14 protein-coding genes are annotated in these 20,587 nt (G+C 33.6%); 8 read left to right on the top strand and 6 right to left on the bottom strand.

What is annotated here, in order from left to right; all coding sequences use genetic code 11:
* Window positions 1–6 precede the first annotated feature (6 nt).
* The 4 genes from BUB89_RS05270 to BUB89_RS05285 all read right to left on the bottom strand — a co-directional run bounded on the left by BUB89_RS05270 (window position 7) and on the right by BUB89_RS05285 (window position 5,847).
* On the bottom strand, window positions 7–1,023 hold the full coding sequence (locus tag BUB89_RS05270) for a DUF4837 family protein (protein WP_073242662.1): 1,017 nt from the start codon (window positions 1,021–1,023) through the stop codon (window positions 7–9).
* 185 nt (window positions 1,024–1,208) lie between these two features.
* A complete protein-coding gene (locus BUB89_RS05275) occupies window positions 1,209–3,194 on the bottom strand; it encodes a LysM peptidoglycan-binding domain-containing protein (protein ID WP_073242664.1) in 1,986 nt (661 codons plus the stop codon).
* A gap of 105 nt (window positions 3,195–3,299) precedes the next feature.
* Window positions 3,300–4,487: a phosphoglycerate kinase gene (locus BUB89_RS05280; RefSeq protein ID WP_073242666.1), complete on the bottom strand. Its 1,188-nt coding sequence runs from the start codon at window positions 4,485–4,487 to the stop codon at window positions 3,300–3,302.
* Window positions 4,488–4,950: 463 nt separating this feature from the next.
* A complete protein-coding gene (locus BUB89_RS05285) occupies window positions 4,951–5,847 on the bottom strand; it encodes an SDR family oxidoreductase (protein ID WP_073242668.1) in 897 nt (298 codons plus the stop codon).
* A 116-nt stretch (window positions 5,848–5,963) separates the two neighbouring features.
* Here BUB89_RS05285 and BUB89_RS05290 point away from each other — a divergent pair, with 116 nt between their 5' ends.
* From BUB89_RS05290 to BUB89_RS05300, 3 genes are all read left to right on the top strand, one after another.
* The gene (locus BUB89_RS05290; protein ID WP_073242670.1) at window positions 5,964–6,296 is read left to right on the top strand and encodes a winged helix-turn-helix transcriptional regulator; all 333 of its coding nucleotides are present in this window, start codon (window positions 5,964–5,966) and stop codon (window positions 6,294–6,296) included.
* A 51-nt stretch (window positions 6,297–6,347) separates the two neighbouring features.
* Window positions 6,348–7,220 (top strand): helix-turn-helix domain-containing protein, encoded by an 873-nt coding sequence (locus BUB89_RS05295; protein ID WP_073242672.1) that lies wholly within the window; start codon window positions 6,348–6,350, stop codon window positions 7,218–7,220.
* 72 nt (window positions 7,221–7,292) lie between these two features.
* Window positions 7,293–7,844: a cysteine hydrolase family protein gene (locus BUB89_RS05300; protein WP_073242675.1), complete on the top strand. Its 552-nt coding sequence runs from the start codon at window positions 7,293–7,295 to the stop codon at window positions 7,842–7,844.
* 199 nt (window positions 7,845–8,043) lie between these two features.
* On the opposite strand, the gene BUB89_RS05305 is transcribed toward BUB89_RS05300, so the two are convergent.
* A complete protein-coding gene (locus tag BUB89_RS05305) occupies window positions 8,044–9,354 on the bottom strand; it encodes an MATE family efflux transporter (protein WP_200806816.1) in 1,311 nt (436 codons plus the stop codon).
* Window positions 9,355–9,625: 271 nt separating this feature from the next.
* The gene (locus BUB89_RS05310; protein ID WP_073242679.1) at window positions 9,626–10,504 is read right to left on the bottom strand and encodes a helix-turn-helix domain-containing protein; all 879 of its coding nucleotides are present in this window, start codon (window positions 10,502–10,504) and stop codon (window positions 9,626–9,628) included.
* 339 nt (window positions 10,505–10,843) lie between these two features.
* Here BUB89_RS05310 and BUB89_RS05315 point away from each other — a divergent pair, with 339 nt between their 5' ends.
* The 5 genes from BUB89_RS05315 to BUB89_RS05335 all read left to right on the top strand — a co-directional run bounded on the left by BUB89_RS05315 (window position 10,844) and on the right by BUB89_RS05335 (window position 20,474).
* Window positions 10,844–13,873: a SusC/RagA family TonB-linked outer membrane protein gene (locus BUB89_RS05315; RefSeq protein WP_073242681.1), complete on the top strand. Its 3,030-nt coding sequence runs from the start codon at window positions 10,844–10,846 to the stop codon at window positions 13,871–13,873.
* 30 nt (window positions 13,874–13,903) lie between these two features.
* Window positions 13,904–15,550 (top strand): RagB/SusD family nutrient uptake outer membrane protein, encoded by a 1,647-nt coding sequence (locus BUB89_RS05320; RefSeq protein WP_073242683.1) that lies wholly within the window; start codon window positions 13,904–13,906, stop codon window positions 15,548–15,550.
* Window positions 15,551–15,663: 113 nt separating this feature from the next.
* Window positions 15,664–18,288, top strand: a complete 2,625-nt coding sequence (locus tag BUB89_RS05325) for a glycoside hydrolase family 31 protein (RefSeq protein ID WP_073242685.1) — start codon at window positions 15,664–15,666, stop codon at window positions 18,286–18,288.
* A gap of 60 nt (window positions 18,289–18,348) precedes the next feature.
* The gene (locus tag BUB89_RS05330; RefSeq protein ID WP_234982525.1) at window positions 18,349–18,705 is read left to right on the top strand and encodes an L-rhamnose mutarotase; all 357 of its coding nucleotides are present in this window, start codon (window positions 18,349–18,351) and stop codon (window positions 18,703–18,705) included.
* A 35-nt stretch (window positions 18,706–18,740) separates the two neighbouring features.
* Window positions 18,741–20,474, top strand: coding sequence for an alpha-L-fucosidase (locus BUB89_RS05335; protein WP_073242689.1), 1,734 nt, complete (start codon window positions 18,741–18,743; stop codon window positions 20,472–20,474).
* Window positions 20,475–20,587: the final 113 nt, after the last annotated feature.

Genomic DNA, 20,587 nt, shown 5'->3' on the forward strand with positions numbered 1-20,587 from the left:
TTTTTTTTACTTAGAAAACATCGCCATGATTTTTGATTTTTCAGAAGCCGGTTTTTTATTGATTTCCACGGATTTTATTATCGCTTCCAGTTCCAGCATCAAATCTCTTTTTTCTTTTGAAGGAGAGTAGCAAAAGCCTTCTAAAACCAGTATGCGATTGTTTTCTTTATCTACAATAGCATAATTGATAAAAGGTCCTGACATGAAATCGTTTTTTAATTCCCAGGTTCCTTTGGTTTCATAAGCTTTAGTATGGTTAAGCACAATATTTGAAAAATAAGGAGCATAAGCCTCTTCAGTAATCATATCTGTGTTTAATTCTTTGCCATGAATGTATAATTTTCCAATGGAATCTCTCATTTTGATAATCTGGGAAACCTTATCTCTTTTGGTTTCAATGCTGCTTATAGGAACCTGATAAAGTAAAATACTGGTGTTTCCGCTGATGATTTCCTTTTTAAACCACATGAAATTTTCTTTCCTCAACATCAATTGATAACTGGAAGGTATTTCAAAGTTAATGTTGAAACTGTCTGTGAAAAATTTTGGACTTAACAGCGATTTTCTGTTAATACGCTGACATTCTTCAATTTCTGTCTGATGAATAATTTTAATAATTTCTGTGGTGTTTTTTTGAATTAAACACAGAATGTCATCAGCTGCTTTTCCTGAAATATAAAATACATTTTGAGGTGCGGCAATTTTATTCTTTTCTATTTTAAAGGATTCTTTAGTGTCTTTTTTAATAACAATAATATTGCGGCTGTCGGTCATAAAACCTTCCATCAGTTTGACAGGATATTGATTGATGGTAAAAAGTGGTTCCTCCTGAGGTAATCCAATTACGGGTGAAGCAAATTTATTTCGGATGCTGTCGCCAATTTCAGCATTCCATAACAAATCGTCTATAATCACCGAAATGCTATTGATTTTTCCATTAGTTTCTTTAGTATTTTCATTTTGCTGATTGCAGGAAATGAAAAAAATGGAAACAAAAAACAATATAAAATAGATTTTATTCATTTTGCTTAATAGTAATGGAATTCAAATTTTATAATCTAAGAGTTTCTAATCTTGAGTTTACTCCGCTAATATCGTTCCATTTTTTCAAAATTAGGATAAAAGAAGGTAATTTAAGTTGGATACATGAAAAAAGGGCTTTATTTGATGTCCAAATAAAGCCCTTTTGTATTTTTTCAAAGTTCTTATTATTCTCCTATTTTTAATCGCATTCCCGGTTTGATATCTTCATTGTTGATATCATTCCATTTTTTAATATCTGAAACAGAAACTCCTGCATATTTTTTGGCAATACTAAATAAAGAATCTCCTTTCTTTACAAGATAGTCATGCTGTAAATCATTACTATTCTTTTTGAATGATGCTGCTGTAGCTTTAGCCGTATTGATGGCAATTTCGTTTTTAGCCACAATCAGGGTTTTGCCTAAAGCAATATTAGTATCAGAGAGGTGATTCCAATCTTTTAAATCGGCAATTGCAGTCCCAAACTTTTTAGAAATAGTACCCAGATTGTCACCTTTTTGAACGGTATATTCAATATTTTTTAATTCAGGAGCTACCGTAGTTGCTGCTACTTCTTTAGCTTCCACTTCTTTTTCAGCTATTTTTAAGCTTGTTCCGGCTTTAATAATAGTTCCGTCAAGATCATTCCATTCTTTAATCTGAGCTACAGTTACGTTATTTGCTTCGGCAATATCGCTTAGATTGTCTCCTTTTTGAACGATATAATTGGTTTTATTACTGGCAATTAAAGTATCTGCTTTAAATTCTTTTTTTACTTTTTCAGTTTTGCTGGTTTTAGTATCAGCAGCAGCAATTGCGGTGTTATTTTTAGCAGTTATGATAGTGAGTACTTTTCCATAGGAAATAGTATTACTGCTTAATTTATTCCATGTTTTTAAGTCACTAACACTTACATTATATTCATCGGCAATACTGCTTAAATTATCACCTTGTTTTATTTTATAATATTGTGTTGTGCTACCCACAGGATAAGTTGGGGCTTCTACGCGGGCAATTTCGGTAGTAGCACTTTTTATATATGGATTGTTGTTTTTTTGATTTGATTCGTGCTCGAGATAAGCATAAATCTTCTCCTCATTGGAAATAAAAACCCCAATTTTGTTCTTAGGTAATCTCAAAAAATGATTTTGATCCTTGTAATAAGGTATTACATTGAGCTTGTAGGAAGGATTGAGCAATTGTAATTGTGAGACTGGAACATCCAGTAAATTAGCTATTTGCTGGAACGACATCTGTTTTTTAATCATTACAGTGTCAGTTTCAAAATGTTGTATTATAGCTTTGTTAGGTTTGATTCCGTGTTCATTATGGTATTCATACAAATACATAGTTGCTAAAAAAGCAGGTACATAACCCTGAGTTTCTTTAGGAAGATGTTTTTTTATGCTCCAGAAATTTTGTTGTCCGCCAGATCTTCTGATGGCTTTTGATACATTTCCGGGTCCTGAGTTATAAGAGGCTAAAACCAGTTCCCAGTCACCAAAAATGGCAAACATATTAGACATATACTGAGCAGCAGCCTGAGTAGCTTTAAGCGGGTCACTGCGTTCGTCAACATAAGAATCTATTTTTAAATTGTATTGTTTCCCGGTGTGGTACATAAATTGCCAAAGTCCGGTAGCACCCATTCTGGAAACAGCTTTAGGATTTAATGCCGATTCAACAATAGCTAGGTATTTTATTTCTAAAGGCACGTTTTGTCTGGCAAAAGTTTCTTCAAACATAGGGAAATAATAATCTGAAATAGCCATTAAGCGTTCAAATGATTTCTTTCTGTTTTTTAAGAACGATTTAATGATGTTTTCAAGCCCCTGATTGTATTGAATGTTAAATGGAGATTTAGCATTCATAGCTTCTAATCTTGATTTTAGTAATTCAGTAGGCAATTCATAATCTACTTTTTCATCCGTATTTATATTTTCAATATCGGTATTGATATCTTTATATAAATCTAAATTAGTCAGTTCTTTAACCCATAAACTGTCAACGCAACTGGCGATATCATCATTTACAAAACTGTGTTTAATAGAATCTAAATAAGAAAGCCTGGTTTCCATTACAGCAATTCCCTTGCTTTCAGCGGTTTCCTGCGAAAACAAGGGAATTGATAATAATAGAAAAAATGATAAGGTGATTTTTTTTATATTCATGTTTTTGTTGTCAACGTGCTTAATTTTAAACGATTACAAAATCGTAATGCAAACTTAATAGGTTAAAACTAAAAAAATCAATAAATATTGTTAAAATTGTTATATTTATTCCAGAATAGCTGCGATACCAGGTAAAGTTCTTCCTTCAAGCATCTCTAACATGGCTCCTCCACCTGTAGAAACATAGCTTACTTTATGTTCAAAACCAAATTGTTTTACGGCTGCAACTGAATCTCCACCACCTACAAGTGAGAAAGCGCCATTAGCTGTTGCCTCGGCAATATAATCTCCCAGAGCAATAGTTCCTTTTGAAAATGTTTCCATTTCAAAAACACCTAATGGTCCGTTCCAAAGAATGGTTTTAGACTCTAAAATTACTTTTTTGAAATTTTCTAATGATTTAGGTCCGGCATCCATACCTTCCCATCCATCAGGAATATTAGTTACATCAACTACTTGAGTGTTAGCATTGTTAGAGAAATCATCTCCGGCAACTACATCAACAGGAATGTGGATTTGAACACCTTTTTCTTTAGCTAATCTTAATATTTCAAGGGCTAATTCCTGTTTGTCATCTTCACAAATAGAATTTCCTATTTTTCCTCCTTGTGCTTTTACAAAAGTAAAAGTCATTCCTCCACCAAGAATCATGTGGTCTACTTTGTCAAGGATGTTTTCGATAACTGTAATTTTAGAAGATACTTTAGAACCTCCAAGAATTGCAATTACCGGTTTTTCACTGTTTTTTAATACTTTGTCAATGCTTTCAATTTCTTTAGCCAATAAAGTACCAAAACATTTAGCTGTTGGGAAAAACTGAGCAATAATTGTAGTAGATGCGTGTGCTCTGTGAGCAGTTCCAAAAGCATCATTTACATAAATGTCTCCTAATGAAGCCAATTCTTTTGCAAAAGCAACATCTCCGGCTTCTTCTTCAGCATGAAAACGTAAATTTTCTAATAATAAAACTTCACCTGCTTTTAAGTCATTTGAAGCTTGTTGTGCAACTTCACCCACACAGTTTGAAGCAAATTTTACAGGAACACCAAGAATGTCAGTTGCTGTTTTTAAGATATGTTTTAATGAATATTTTTCTTCAGCACCTTTAGGACGACCTAAATGAGACATTAAAATTACGCTTCCGCCATCGGCAAGGATTTTATCAATGGTAGGTTTTGCTGCTTCGATACGTGTAGTATCTGTAACATTAAAATTTTCGTCTAGTGGTACGTTGAAATCAACACGTATTATTGCTTTTTTATTAGCGAAATTAAAGTCGTTTAAAGTCTTCATCAGTATTTTTTTAGTTTATTTTTTTGAAAGTGAAACAAATATAGAAATTTTCCAGTAGTATTAAATTTCAAAATTTCAAAAAAATCATTTTTTTGCAACGAAAACGATGTAAGTTCACAAATAATTTGATTTATATTCTTTTATTTCAAAAAAAGCCTAAAAAAGTTAAATTTTCTAATTTGAAAAGTTTTGCTTATTCTAAAATTATTCTTTTGAACAAATAGATAAATAATCAATTCTTAACAATATAATAGTTTCAAATTCATTGCCGTCATTTTATTATACTTTTTTGGAATTTCTGAAAATGCATTTTTCTTGTTTGGGTGAATAATTTAGTTACTAGGCAGTCTAAAAGGATAATATAATTTCTTCATTTCTTTAAAAAGACAGCATTATAATAGAATAAAAACAATAAAACACCAGCATTTAATACTGGTGTTTTGATGCTGCTAATTTTTTTTACTTAATTGATGAAAATTTCTTTATGCATTTTGACCCATTCTTCCATTGGAGTCATTTTTACAGGTAGCTTTTCTAAAACTTCTTGCAAGTTGGGATTGAATTTTGTTGGATATACAGGAAGACTTGCGAGCATTTCATAATATCCTTGTACGCCTCTAGCACTTTCTTCGCCAACAAGAATACTCAATTTGTCTCCAAACTCTTGTGGAGGCATAGCGTAGAAATCAATTTTTTCGCCCAAACCAATAGAGAATTTTTCAGCAAGATCATTTCCTTTTAGGTTGTTCAATCCGCTAATCATAAAAGATTGCCCTGATAATTCTGGTTTGTATAAAGCTTCTACGACAAAGGCACTAACATCTCTTGATGCAATAAAACCAATAGGCATATTTTCTGGAGTTGGGTATGCCACTTTTCGCTCTTTTTGAGTATACTCAGTTGTATAGGGTGCCAATAAGTTTTCAGCATAAATAGACGGTTCAATAATTACATAAGGTACTCCAGCATTTTCAAGATATTCTTTTGTGTCTATTTTTACATCTTCCATCGGAATGCCAATTTTTTTTGGTGCTAAATATCCGCTGGTATTCCAAACAATCATTTTTACATCATTTGACTTAGCTGCATCGATTACATTTTTTGCTAATTGAAATCCATCTGCAGGATTTGGAAGAGAAACAGGAATCAATAAGGCAATCGTATCAATACCTTTAGTGATTTCTTTCATTTTTTCTAAATCAGACATATCGCCTAATACTGGAATGGCACCTGCGTTTTTAAGCTTGTCAAAGTTTTTTTCAGAACTGGTTACTGCATAGACTTCTGCTCCTTTATTTTTTGCTTCTCCAATCACGTGAAACTGTTGTGAGCCTGTAGCTCCAAAGACTAATACTTTCATTTTCTTATATTTATAGGTTAAATTTTTTTTGGTAAAATTATATTAATACTTACTTTTGTACAAGTACTTACTTAATGGTTAAGTACTTACCAAAGGGTTAGAATAATTGATTATCAATGGAAAAAAATTTAAAAAAAAATCCGGTATGTGATGAAAGGTGTCCTGTAAGAGCCTCTTTATCCTTGTTAAGTGGCAAATGGACATTAATGATATTGTTTCAAATTAACAGAAATGTAGTGCGCTATGGCGAATTGAAAAGAGCTGTTACAGGTATTAGTGAAAAAATGCTAATACAAGAATTGAATATGCTCGTTGAAAACAAATTGGTAAGCAAGGAAGTATATCCTCAAATTCCACCAAAAGTAGAATATAGGTTGACTGAATTAGGATTAAAAACGTTGCCTATTGTTGATCAACTGGCTCAATTTGGACTTGAAAATTTAGTTTGATAATAGCTAAGCAATTTTAAAAGGACTAGTGTATTTTAAAACAACAAAAAATTGAAAACTCAGAAATTTCATAAAACAGAATGTGGGGTAGATTTCCTAATTAATGTTTTGCCTTTTGCTGATGTAAAAGAAAGCTATCTTAAAAAGGAAATCTATAATACCGATTACCTTGAGATCGTTTTTTTTAAAAAGGGGAGTGGTCATCTTGTTTTGAATCACGATAAAATAATCATCAGCGACAATAGTATTATATTTATTTCACCTTTTCAAAAACGAGAATGGAATCTGAATCCGGAAGGACTGGATTTTGTGGTTTTGGTTTTTCAGGAAGACTTTCTGAATGATTTTTTTTCTGATAAATTTTTTACTTATCGCCTGTTATATTTTTATCAATTAGAATATCCGCTCAGTATGCAAATTGATGAAGCACTTATCGAAAGATATTATGCGCTTCTTGCCGAAATAAAATCAGAATTGGTAAAAACACGATCCGATAGTGTGCATATTATTCGTTCTTTAATTTATTATCTGCTTCAAAAACTCAACAGAGAATATTCAGAAAAACACCATTTAGTATTAGAGAAAAATCAGAATAGTGAAGCTTTTCAGTTCAAGAAATTGATTGAAATTCATATCAAGGAAAAGCAACGCATTAATGATTATACCGAACTCTTAAAAGTGAATCGTATTGCGCTCAATAAAGCCGTAAAAGAACAATTTAATGTTACGGCTTCGCACTTGCTCAAACAACGGTTGCTGGTAGAAATCAAGGATTATCTGCTTCATTCTAAACTTACCGTTGCCGAAATTGCTTTTCAGCTTAATTTTTCGGAACCCAACCATCTGATGCGCTTTTTTAAAAATCAAACTGGAATTACCACAACCGATTTTTTAAACGAATATCAAAATGGTATCAATCCATAATGTTTTGGTATTAAACAAAGAACAATGCTTTTTTAATTTTGCTTCATAATTATTACGAAAAATAAAATAAATATGAGTAAAAAAGCATTAATTATTATCGACATTCAGAATGATTATTTTGAAAATGGAGCCATTGAATTGGTAAACCCAATAGAAGCAAGTTTGAAAGCGCGTGCGGTGCTTGATTCCTTTCGTGAGAAGAATTTACCAATAGTACACATTCAGCATTTATCGGCTGATCCTGTTAATATGCCCATTTTTGTTCCGGGAACTTTCGGTTCAGAAATTCACGAAAATGTAAAACCGCTGGAAGGAGAGCAAGTAATTCAAAAATATTACCCAAACAGTTTTAGAGAAACGGCTCTTTTAGATTATTTAAAAGAAAACGAAATAACAGAATTAGTAATTACAGGAATGATGACACATATGTGTATCGATGCAACTACTCGTGCGGCATTTGATTTTGGATTTACCTGTACCGTTATTGGTGATGCCTGTGCTTCAAGAGATTTGGAAATTGATGGTAAAACGGTAAAAGCAGAAGACGCTCACAACGCATTTTTAAGTGCATTGACTTTCTTTTATGCTAAAGTTGAAAATGCGGATGCGTTTTTATCGGCGTAAAAATAACTTAAAAGTGAAAGAGCCAAGTTGGACTATTGTTTAACTTGGCTCTTTTTGTTTAGATGTAGTGAATTCGCTTTTAAAAAAATCCGCCACGAATTACACAAACAAACACGAATTATATTTTGTTTTTCAATTACACGAATTCTTAAAAACAGATAAAATTTGTGGCTAACTTTTTTAAAGCGAATGCCTCGGTTTAGATGCTTTTAAGTTTATTTTGAATAATATATTGAGACCTGAAATACAATAAAACAGATGAGGTTAAGAGTCCAAGTGTTAAACCGTACCAAATTCCTTTTACTCCAATATTAAGTTGAATTCCTAAAAAATAAGCCACGGGTAAACCTATAACCCAATAGGCAAAAAAAGTGATGAATGTTGGAGTTTTTACATCTCCCATACCTCTTAAAGTGCCTAAACCCACAACCTGAGCTCCGTCAAATAGCTGAAAAACACCTGCAATAATCAATAGTTGTGCGGCTAGAGGAATAACAGCCGGATCACTAGTTATGATATAAGGAAGGTATTGATTAAAAACAGTGAAAATAACAGCAAAAATTAGCATAAAAACAATAACCAAGTGATAAGAAACCTTGGCAAATTTCTGGATTCTAAAATAATTTTGGCTTCCAAAACTATTCCCTACTTTAATAGTGGCTGCGGAAGCTATTCCGCTGGCCATCATATACGTCATTGCTACAAATGTTATGGCTGTTTGATGAGCGGCCTGTTCCATTGCACCAATTTTACCAGCCATTAAAGCTGCTACTGCAAATGCACCGATTTCAAAAATATATTGCATCGCTACAGGTACTCCAATTTTTATTATTTTATAAATTCTTGAAAAGTCTATAAAACGAACTGAAAAATGCTGTATGTACTGTTTGAAATTTCTTGATTTTAAAACATACCAAATAATTACCACCATCATTAAAATACGATCTGTCAAGGTAGCAATGCCTATTCCTTGTACCCCCATAGGCGGAATTCCGAACATTCCTTTCACCAAAATGACTGCTAGTATTAAATTGAGAACATTTCCCCAAATTGTAATTGTCATAGCTTGCTTTGTAAAACCTAAACCTTCTGCAAATTGTTTGAATGTTTGAAATACCATTAGTGGCAGGATGGATACGCCTAAAAGGAGCAAATAAGGTTTTGCGGTTTTGACCACCCGTGGATCCTGATCCACATGATGCATGGCAAACATAGACCCATAGTATACTAATAGAAAAAGTAGTATGGCAGATATTATATTAAGCCACAAACTATTGGAAAGTAATTGGGCACATTCCTGATAATTTGATTTTCCGTCTTCCTGTGCAATTAATGGAGTTACTCCATAGGCTATTCCTAATCCAATAACCAATACTACCATAAAAACCGAATGAACCAGTGATACGGCTGCCAGAGATATAGTTCCTGCATAATGTCCCACAATGATGGAATCTACTGTTTGTACTAAAGTATGTCCAAGTTGTGAAATCACTACCGGGCCTGCCAGCATTATGGTACTTTGATAATAGATCTTGTTGGACTTATATTGCGATAGCATAGGGAAGAATTATATTTAGGAATAAAATCGCTTGCCGTAAATTGCTTACAGCACACTATTCTATTATTCGAGATTAACTGCAAAGATACGTGTGTAAGTTTGCTGTGAGATACCAAAATTCTTTATAAAGCTACCATTTTGATAATCAAAAAAGTGATTACCATTATTTAAGAATTTAATGAAATCATTAAACTAATTGATTTTTTTTTAATGCTTAGAAAAACTATTTTAATTGATTGTTCTGAAGACGATATTCTCCGGGTGTCAAACTCACTATCTGTTTAAATATTTTAGAAAAGTGGGGCAAATTAGAAAAACCAGTGTCCAGGGCAATTTCCAGAAAACTCTTATTAGTTGTTGCGATAAGGTATTGGGCTCTTTCTATCTTTTTTTCGTGAATGTAATTTAAAGGTCTTTGTCCTGTATGAATTAGAAATTGTTTCGAAAAATAATCCTGATTTTGATTGACTCTTTGGGCTAATTCTGCCACGGTTAAATTTTCACTTAAGTGAAGCTGCACATAACTCATGGTGTCCAAAATTTTAGAAGGGGTACCTTGAGAGGTGTTTTGTTTAAAATACGTAGTATTCATAAACCGGGAAATTAATAGTAATAATGTTCCTTGGTTTTCAAACTTTAGATGCGGTTTGAGTTCGTTATTAAGAGATTGGTATTCCTTATAATACGCTTCCTTTTCATAGACTTTTGGATTATTCGATCGGTTAATTCCTCTCCCGGGATTGTTCTGAAGCATTTTTTTGATAAGAACAATGTCGGTTTCAGTAGCAGCTAATTTCATCACATTTCTATTTTGATTAAATAATGAAATTCCATCAGGAGATTCTTCAAAAAACTGGATGAAATATTGGCTCAAATATTCCTCGCAATTCAAATTGCAAATAGTAAAACTGGGTATAAGATATAAATAACCGGGCTCTAAAATTAATTTATCTGAACTGTTAGAAATAGTTCCCGTTCCATCGTCAATGTAATACAGTCGATAATAAGGGCTAATTACATTGTTGAAATTCCAGTTGTTGTTAAGTTTCACATAATCAATGTGTAACAGCGAAAACGAATATTTGAAAGTGCTTTTTGACATAATATAGTAAAAGGATGAAAAAAAATCGTTTTTGAGTAATAAAAAATCGTTTTTGAATAATTAATTACACAGGTGTGTATTCTACATTTGTTTCGTTGAATTACTACAAATTAAAGTAATAAAATATCAATAATAAAATTTTACACCTAAATAGTTATGTAATATTTATTTTTTAAGATGCTAAAAAATATTTATAATTAAATCTCAGCTGAATTTTTTAGCTGTAGTCATTGTTATGCAATTACGGTAATAACGGAAATGTATAACATCTCATTTAGTGTAAAGTATACTCCTAACCATTTTTAATACATTTTTTTAAACCTTAAAACCAAACTAATTATGACCAAAAAAATTTTAAAGAAAACAATATTTTATATGATATTGTTTATTGGGCTTTTTGCCAATGCTCAGGATGTTCCTGTAAAAGGAAAAGTAACTTCAGCAATTGATGGACAAACTATTCCTGGAGTAAATGTTACTGTTGATGGTACCAATAAATCTACCACGACTGATTTAGATGGTAATTTTACCATTAATGCTTCAAAGACAGACGTATTGACTTTTACTTTTTTAGGGTATATCACTGAAAAAGTAAATGTGATGGACAAAACGGTTTTTGCTATTTCTTTAAAAGAAGAATTAAGTCAATTACAGGAAGTTGTTGTTGTGGGTTACGGTACTCAAAAGAAAGTAAATTTAACGGGTTCTGTAAGTTCAATTTCAACTAAAGAAATAGAAAATCGTCCTATTACTCAGGCTTCACAAGCCTTATCAGGTTTAGCAAGTGGTGTAACAGTACAACAAGGTTCAGGACGCCCGGGGAATGATGGTGCTTCCATTCGTTTAAGAGGAATAGGTACTTTTTCAGGAGCAGGAAATGATCCTTTAGTTTTAATTGACGGACTTGCGAGCTCCTTAAATGATGTTGATCCTAACAACATTAAAAGTATTTCGATATTAAAAGATGCGGCATCGGCTTCTATTTATGGAACTCGTGCAGCTAACGGAGTAATACTTATTGAAACTAAAAGGGGCAGAAAAGGAGAATTGACAGTATCTTATAATGGATATATTGGAACACAAAAAGTAACTGCGCTTCCGGATTTTGTTGATTCGGCAACTTATGCAACTTTGCGTAATGAAGCTAATGCAAACATGAACAGCGGACCTTCTTACACGGATGCAGAAATTGAATTGTTTAAAAATCAATCTGACCCGGATAATTATCCAAATGTTCCGCATTTAAAAAATCTTTTAAAATCAGGTTCCGGATTACAAATGAATCATAATTTTAGTTTTACCGGAGGAGACGAAAAGAATTCTTATCTGTTTTCTTTAGGATACCTTGATCAGGACGGAATAATAGCTGAAAACAATTATAAAAGATATAATTTTCAGTTGAATTTTGATAGCCAAATAAAGAAGAATTTAAAACTTACTGCAAATCTAAGCGGCTATTCTGCAAATACTGAAGAACCTCGCCATATAGGTGGAGATATGACAAACATGATGAATTTTGCAGTAAGACAAGGACCTATTTTTGCTGGAAAAAAATCAGATGGGACTTATGGTTATCAGGATAATTACAGTCCTCAGGCCTGGTTAGACAGTGAGTCTTTTACCAACAGAAAAAATAAATTATTTTTAGGAGGAACTGAATTAGCCTGGGATTTTATGAAAAACTTTACGTTAAGTGGTAAAGTAGGGTATCGTTATACTAATTATCGTGATAAAGAATTCCTTTCAGATCTTCAATTTGATGCTAATAAGTATGTAGGACCTAATAGCCTTAGAGTAAGTTCCGGTTTTGATAATACCATTACATTACAATCTCTTTTAAAATATGCTGTAAATATTGATAAGCATAGTATAGCTGCTTTAGCAGGATTTTCTCAGGAAGAATTTCACTCTGAATTTGTTTCAGGTTATCGAGATGATTTTCCTAATAATCTATTGTATGAAATTAATGCTGGTTCATCAAGTAATATGCAAAATTCCGGTTCAGCTGGTGAGTGGGGGTTAAGATCTTATTTTGGCAGAATTAATTATTCATTCAACGATCGCTATTTGTTTGAAGTAAATGGTCGTTATGATGGAACATCAAGATTTATTACTGATGGCAGATGGGGCTTTTTCCCATCCGTATCAGCAGGATGGAAAGTATCTGAAGAGAATTTCTTAAAAGAGGTGAAATGGATAGATAATTTGAAATTCAGAGCATCCTGGGGACAACTTGGAAATCAAAATATAGGGAATTATCCCTACCAAAATGTTATTGATTTAGGTCAGAATTATACATTTGGCGGAAGCCTTGTTTCCGGAGCCAGATTATCAACATTATCGAATGCTAACATTAGCTGGGAAACTACTACAGTTACTGATTTAGGTTTGGATGTTAACTTATTTGACGGAAAATTTAGTATGGTTTTTGATTATTTTGACAAAATTACTTCCGATATTTTAGATGTAGTAAGTGTTTCGGGTGTATTAGGTCTTAATCCTTCTACTGTAAATGCAGGAGAAGTGAGAAACTCAGGTTTTGAAGTTTTATTGAATTATCAGGATAAAATAGGAGGTGTTAATTTTAGTGTGTCACCTAATTTTTCTTATACCAATAATAGAGTTACTAAATTATCAACTGGTTTAAATCAGGATATAAACAGAGGTTTATTTGTAGGTCATTCTGTAAATTCAACTTACGGTTATGTAGCTGATGGCTTATTTGTAGATGCTAATGATGTTGCTAATTATCCTACTCAACCCTATGCAGCTGAACCTGGATTTGTAAAATACAAAGACATTAGTGGTCCTGATGGAGTTCCGGATGGAAAAGTAGATGCTACTTATGACCGAAAAGTGATAGGTAGTTACTTTCCAAAATATTCTTTTGGAGCTAATTTACAGGCAGATTATAAAGGTTTTGATATTTCTGTTCTTTTACAAGGTTTAGCTGGTTTTAACAGACAAATTGGTGCTTATCAAGCTTATGCTTTTTATAATGGCGGACAGATACAACAGTGGCAGGCTGATAACAGATGGACAGAAGAAAATCCAGATCCTAATGCTGAATACATAAAATTAACGAGTCTTAATCAAGGAAGTGGTACTATCAGACCTTCTACATTTTGGGATAGAAATGCAAGTTTTTTAAGAATTAAGAATGTACAAATAGGATATAATTTCCCAAAACCTTTATTAGATGCATTAAAAATCCAAAAATTAAGAATATATGTAACAGGACAAAACCTTCATACATTTAATAGTTTCTACAAAGGATGGGATCCTGAAATGAGCCAGTCAACTGGTGATAATAGTCCTTTTTATCCTATCACAAGTGTATATACTTTAGGATTAAACTTAAATTTTTAGAGATACTAATTTGTTAAAAAATATAAAATTATGATTACTACTATTAAAAAATATCGAAACATTAGAAGCGTGGCTCTAAAGTTTTGCCTATTTGTACTTGTTGTCTCAAATAGTGCCTGTTCGGATGATTTCTTTGATAAAAACCCGCTTGATAAAGTTTCTGATGCTACTTTTTGGAAATCAGAATCTGATGCAAAACTAGCGTTGGCAGGTTGTTACAACAATGGAGGAGCATGGAATGGAGAAGATTTTTGGACTGCCAGAGGAATTATTTATCTTGATTTTATGGCAGGTCTTGGTTCTGAAAAAGAATTGATTCCGGATCGTTTTACAGATGGAACATTAGATCCAACCAATGGTACTGTAAGAGCATATTGGAATAACTCGTATAGAAAAATTACTGCTTGTAATAATTTTCTAAGTAATATTGATGGAATTGCAATGGACGAAAATACTAAGGCAATAATGAAAAGTGAGATTAGAACCATAAGAGCGTATCAATATTTTAACTTAGCTTTTTTCTTTTCAGATGTACCATTCACTACAGAAGTTTTGACTGTTGATGAAGCTAATACTATTCCGCGTACTCCTAAAACAGAAATTATGGATTTTGTGGAAAAAGAATTACAGGAAAGTGCTGTAGTTTTACCACCTACAAGACCTGTTTCTGAAGATGGACGTATCACTTCGGGAGCTGCTCTGGCAATCTTAGGGCGTGTTCAAATGGCTAATAAAAAATGGGGACCGGCAGCTGTTACTTATAAAAAAATTATAGACAGTCAGGCTTATACTTTAAATGCTAGTTTTAAAACGATGTTTAATGCGAATAATGAGATAAATAAAGAATTTATTCTTACCACTCAGTATCAGGAAGATGTGTATGGACATGTTCTTCCTCAGTATCTTTATCCGGAGATGTATGGCGGATGGCATCAATTTTCTCCTTACAATGAACTTGTGAAACAGTATGAATGTACAGATGGTTTAAGCATTGATGAATCTCCTTTATTTGATCCGGCAAATCCATATAACAATAGAGATCCAAGGTTAGATTATACCATTATGATTTCGGACAGAACGGTTTTTCAGGGTAAAACATTTGTGAGCAGACCTGATAGTAATTCTCCTGATAGATTTACCAGATACAACTGGAGTGGGTACTGCATTAATAAATTTATGGATCCTTCATTTACAGGTGGAAATCTAATGAATTATGGAGGAAATTGGAGTATTATTCGTTATGCTGAAGTATTATTGAGCTATTTAGAATCTAAATTAGAAGCAGGTGAAGCTATAAATCAGGCATTGTTAGATGAAACAATTAATAAAGTGAGAGCAAGAGCAGATGTTAATATGCCAGCAATAACAACAACAAATCCAACCGAATTAAGAAATAAAATTAGAGTGGAGCGCGAAGTAGAATTTGCTTTTGAAGGACTTCATTATTATGATATTCTAAGATGGGGTGTTGCTGCCGAAAAATTGAATCGCCAGTTTACAGGTATGAAATTAACAAATGATCCGGCAAATTATACTGCTTTTGATGTTGATGAAGATGGTTATTTGATGTATCAAAAAAGAAATTTTGTTGAAGGAGTAAATGAATTATGGCCTATTCCTCAGGCAGAAAGAAATGTCAATACTAAATTGACCCAAAATACGGGATATCCTAATTAAATTTTTTCATTTCCTGTTTGAAAAAACAGGAAATGATTTTTTTTAAGTCAAGAAAAAACATCATAGTATAAGTGGCTTTTTTTTAGAATTCCAGATTAAGATTAAATAAAAAAATGAAGCAAATCACAATTTTATTCACCTTACTTATTCCAATGTTTTGTATTGGACAAGCAGTTAAGAGCTATAAAAAACAGAACGATAAAGTAGTTATAACTCTCGATAAAGGTGAACTGTATTTAAGTCCTTTAACCGAAAATACGGTAAGAGTTCAGTATGGAGTGGATATAAAAAGTCAAATGCCTGAATTGGTTTTTACTTCAAAAGTTAATGTGCCTGATTTTAAGGTTTCGGAGTCTAATTCAAGAATTGAAATCGCTATGTCAAGAATGACTGTGGTAGTAGATAAAAAAACTGGTGCATTGTCTTATCGCAATCATGAAGGCAAGGTGTTTTTAAGCGAAAAACCAGAAGCTCGTATTTTTAAAGCAAGTTCAGTACAAGGAGAACCTTGCTATATGGTGGAACAAGGTTTTACTACTTTGCCTGATGAGTATATTTTTGGAACAGGTCAGTTTCAGGACGGACATTTAGATATTAAAGGATTGCCCCGGAGATTAACTCAGGTAAATACACAAATTGCTATTCCGTTTATTATGTCAAGCAAAGGTTATGGTTTACTATGGCATAATTATGGACTTACTGATTTTAATCCGGCTGATTCTATTGTGAATTTAAAGCCAGCAGGTACAAGTGGTGAAGCTGTTACTGTTGCTGTCACGACTACTAATGGAACACAAAAGGAAACGCGCCAGGACGGTGTGTTTACAGGAAATTTTACGGTTAAGGATAGTGGTGAATATGCTATTTTACTGGATGTAGGGCAAAAAATGGCCAGAAAATGGCAATTGACAATCGATGGCAAAGAGGTTATTAATTTTAAAAACCATTGGTTGCCGCCCACAACAAGTACATTGGTAAAACTAACAGCAGGAAAACACAATATAACAGTTACAGCAGAAAAAAACGATCTTCCTGTGGTGTATTATCGCAAAGTTACCAATGAAACAGTGTTTAGATCTCCAGTTGCTAATAAGCTGGATTATGTGGTTTTTGCCGGAAATTCAGATGCCGTTATTTCAAGCTATCGTAATCTTACAGGACAGGCTCCGCTTATGCCTATATGGTCTTTAGGTTATATTCATTGCCGTGAGAGATTCATGACTCAAGGTGATTTGCTTGACAATGCCAGAGCATTCAGAGACAAAAAATTACCCATGGATCTAATTGTTCAGGATTGGCAATATTGGGGAAAATTCGGTTGGAATTCAATGAAATTCGATGAAGATTTATTTCCGGATCCGGCTGCAATGGTAAAAGAATTACATCAAATGAATATGCGATTGATGCTTTCTGTTTGGTCTAAAATCGATAAAGAAAGTGTACTTGGTAAAGAATTCGATAAGAAAAATTTCTACATCCCCAATACGCAATGGGTGGATTTCTTTAATCCTGATGCGGCCAATTATTATTGGAAAAATTTTAGCGAAAAACTCTTAAAACCGTATGAAATTGATGCCTGGTGGCAGGATGCAACCGAACCGGAAAATGATGATTTAGTAAATAGAAGAATCAATAACGGAACAACTCCTGGAGAGCAAATGCGAAATGTGTATCCCATGTACGTAACCAAAACAGTATATGAAGGTTTACGAAAAGATGCTCCGGACAAAAGAGTTTTTATTCTTACCCGAAGCGGGTTCTCAGGGCAACAGCGTTATGCCGCCGCCGTTTGGACTGGAGATGTGGGTAATGACTGGGAAACCCTACGCCGACAATTAACAGCTGGATTAAATTATTCCATAACAGGATTGCCGTGGTGGACTTTTGATGCAGGAGGTTTTTTCCGTCCTGGCAAGAGTCAATTTACTGACATTAAATTTCACGAACGTTTTTTAAGATGGTTCCAGTTGGCTACATTTTCTCCGCTACAAAGAGTTCATGGATATGAAACCAATACTGAATTTTGGAGATACGGCGAGAAAGTAGAAGTCGAATCTTTAAAATACTTAAACCTTCGGTATCGTTTATTGCCTTATATTTATTCCCAGGCAGCTAATATTACCTTTAAAAACGGAACCTTGATGCGTCCGCTGATTATGGATTTTGCAAATGATAAAAAGGCATTGGAACAAAAATATGAGTATATGTTTGGGGCAGCCTTTCTTGTTGCTCCTGTTGTTTCCGAAGGGGTTGAAAACTGGGATGTTTACTTACCAGAAAATCAATCCGGATGGTTTAACTTTTGGACAGGAAAACAATATAAAGGTGGGCAAACGTTGCAAACAGCTGCATCTATTTCAACCATTCCGCTGTATGTTAAATCGGGTTCTGTTATTCCAATGGGTGAAAAAATGCAGTACACCACTGAAAAACCTGCGAAAAATATTGAGATTAGAATATACACAGGAGCAAATGGTAAGTTGGAGCTTTATGAAGATGAAGGAACAAATTACAACTATGAGAAAGGAGCTTTTTCGATCATAGATTTTGAATGGAATGAACAAAAACAAACGCTGACCATTGGTAAACGAAAAGGTAAAAAATTTAATGGATTAATCGAAAATCACGTTTTTAATATCGTTTGGGTTGACGAATCAAACGGTGTTGGTCTTGAAAACGGAAAAACAAATGTTTCGGTAAAATACAATGGGAGTAGTATTACTATTCGAAGAAAATAAAATTAGTAACAGGAAGTTTAGTAATTTAGAATTTCAAGTTCTTTATCTGAATATTTTTTAATGAAAACGAAATGTATGGTTTCGAAAAAATTATGTTATGCCTGCGATTTAGTTGATAATCCAGAATTAATTGAACGCTATAAACGCTATCATTCTCAAGATAGCGCTTGGCCTGAAATCACTAAAAGTATCAGGGATTCGGGTGTTTTAGATATGGAAATTTACCTTTTAGGTAATAGATTATTTATGATCATGGAAGTAGATGATAGTTATACTCCGGAACGCAAGCAAATGATGGATGCTGCCAATCCAAAAGTTCAGGAATGGGAAGAGTTGATGTGGCGATTTCAACAAGCACCTCCGGGAGCAAAAGAGGGTGAAAAATGGTTGCCGATGGAACAGATATATAAATTATAATAATCTTTTAAAAATAAATACTAAAAAAATAAAATATGAGAACAAAAATTTTATTCACGTTTTTATCCCTACTGCAGTTCAGCGCTTATGCTCAGGACAAAAATCCTATGCCGGCGATACCTGCTCCCTTAGCTGTAAATAGTGTGAAAATGGGAGATTTGGAAACATTTCCGGAAGTAAAGTTAGAACTGCCTATTGCAAAAGGACCTTTTGAACCTAACTGGGAATCGATAGAGAAAAATTACCCTGGTGAGCCTGCCTGGCTTCGTGAGGCTAAGTTTGGAATATGGGTTCATTTTGGACCACAAGCTGCCGGAGAAAGTGGGGATTGGTATGCCCGTAATCTTTATAAAACAGATAAAACAGCATATCAAAATCATATTAAAAAATACGGACATCCTTCGGAATCAGGATACAAAGAAGTTTTGCATGATTGGAACCCAACAAAGTTAGACCCTGAGAAACTTACAAAAATTTATCAGGATGCAGGGGCTCGTTTCTTAATGATCCAAGGCGTACATCATGATAATTATGATTTGTGGAATTCTAAATACCAACCTTGGAACTCCGTAAACCTTGGTCCAAAAAGAGATTTGATTGGTGAATGGGCAAAAGCCTGTAAAGCAGTTGGAATGCGATACGGAGTAACTTTCCATCACGAGTATTCATGGTGGTGGTGGCAAACAGCGTTTGGAAGTGATAAAGAAGGCCCTAAAAAAGGAATTCCTTATGATGGTCATCTTACGCTTGCTGATGGTAAAGGAAAATGGTGGGAAGGATACGACCCTAAAATGCTTTACAACATAGATTTAAGAGAATACAAAGGGGTAGAGAAGAATGCGCATACAGATTGGTCACCGCCACCGGCAGGAATATTCAGTAATCATTTAGGGTATGCTAAATGGTATGCCACAAATTGGGCTTTAAGAATGATGGATGTTGTGCAACATTATGATCCTGATTTTATTTATACAGATGGTACAGTTCAGGGACCATTTACAGGTGATGGAACAGGAACAGGTTTAAAGGCAAATGCGATGCAAAGCGTTATAGCTGATTTTTATAATCGAAGTTTAGAGCGTCGAGGTGAAGTAAATACTTTTAGCATTGTCAAGTTTCGTCATAATACCAATGGTACAGTGAATACGGAGGAATTTGGTATTCCTTCAGAAATTAAAAAAGACCAACCATGGATTGCGGAAGCTCCGGTAGGAGACTGGTTTTATGCTCCCGATTTTACCTATGATTCAGGCATGATGATTCGTTATATCATTGAAGCTATAGCACGTGATGGAAATGCAGCAATATGTATTTCTTTACTGCCTGACGGTTCAATTAACGAAGAAAGTCAAAATATGTTGAAAGAAGTAGGGAACTGGATGCGAATTAATGGAGAAGGAGTATACGGAAGTCATGCCTGGGTCATTCCAGCCGAAGGCGAGATGATTAATGGAAAGTTAAAAATGCTTCCTGGAGGGAAATTGGGTCAAAAACAAGCTGAATTTAAGTTTGATGCTCAGGACATCCGGTTTACAGTTGGAAAAAACAATAAGCTATATGCCTTTTGTATGAATGTACCAGCCCCGAATACTCAAATAAAAATTAAGTCTCTTGCCGCAGATGCAAAGCATTACGGTAAAAAAGTTAAATCGGTTAAATTACTGGGTTACAAAGGAAAATTAAAATGGAAAGAAACAGCTGATGGATTAGTAATAATCTGCCCTAAGAATATGCCATTTGCAACAGCTATAACTTTTGAAATAGAGTAAAAAACAGCTTTAAATATTGAAAAAGGCAACTGTGAGTAATTATAGTTGCCTTTTTTAGTATATGAGAAAGGTTCTACATATAGAATTCACTTGGTTTTAGCCTTGAAACTTTA

Source organism: Flavobacterium flevense (genome assembly GCF_900142775.1).
Lineage (GTDB): Bacteria > Bacteroidota > Bacteroidia > Flavobacteriales > Flavobacteriaceae > Flavobacterium > Flavobacterium flevense.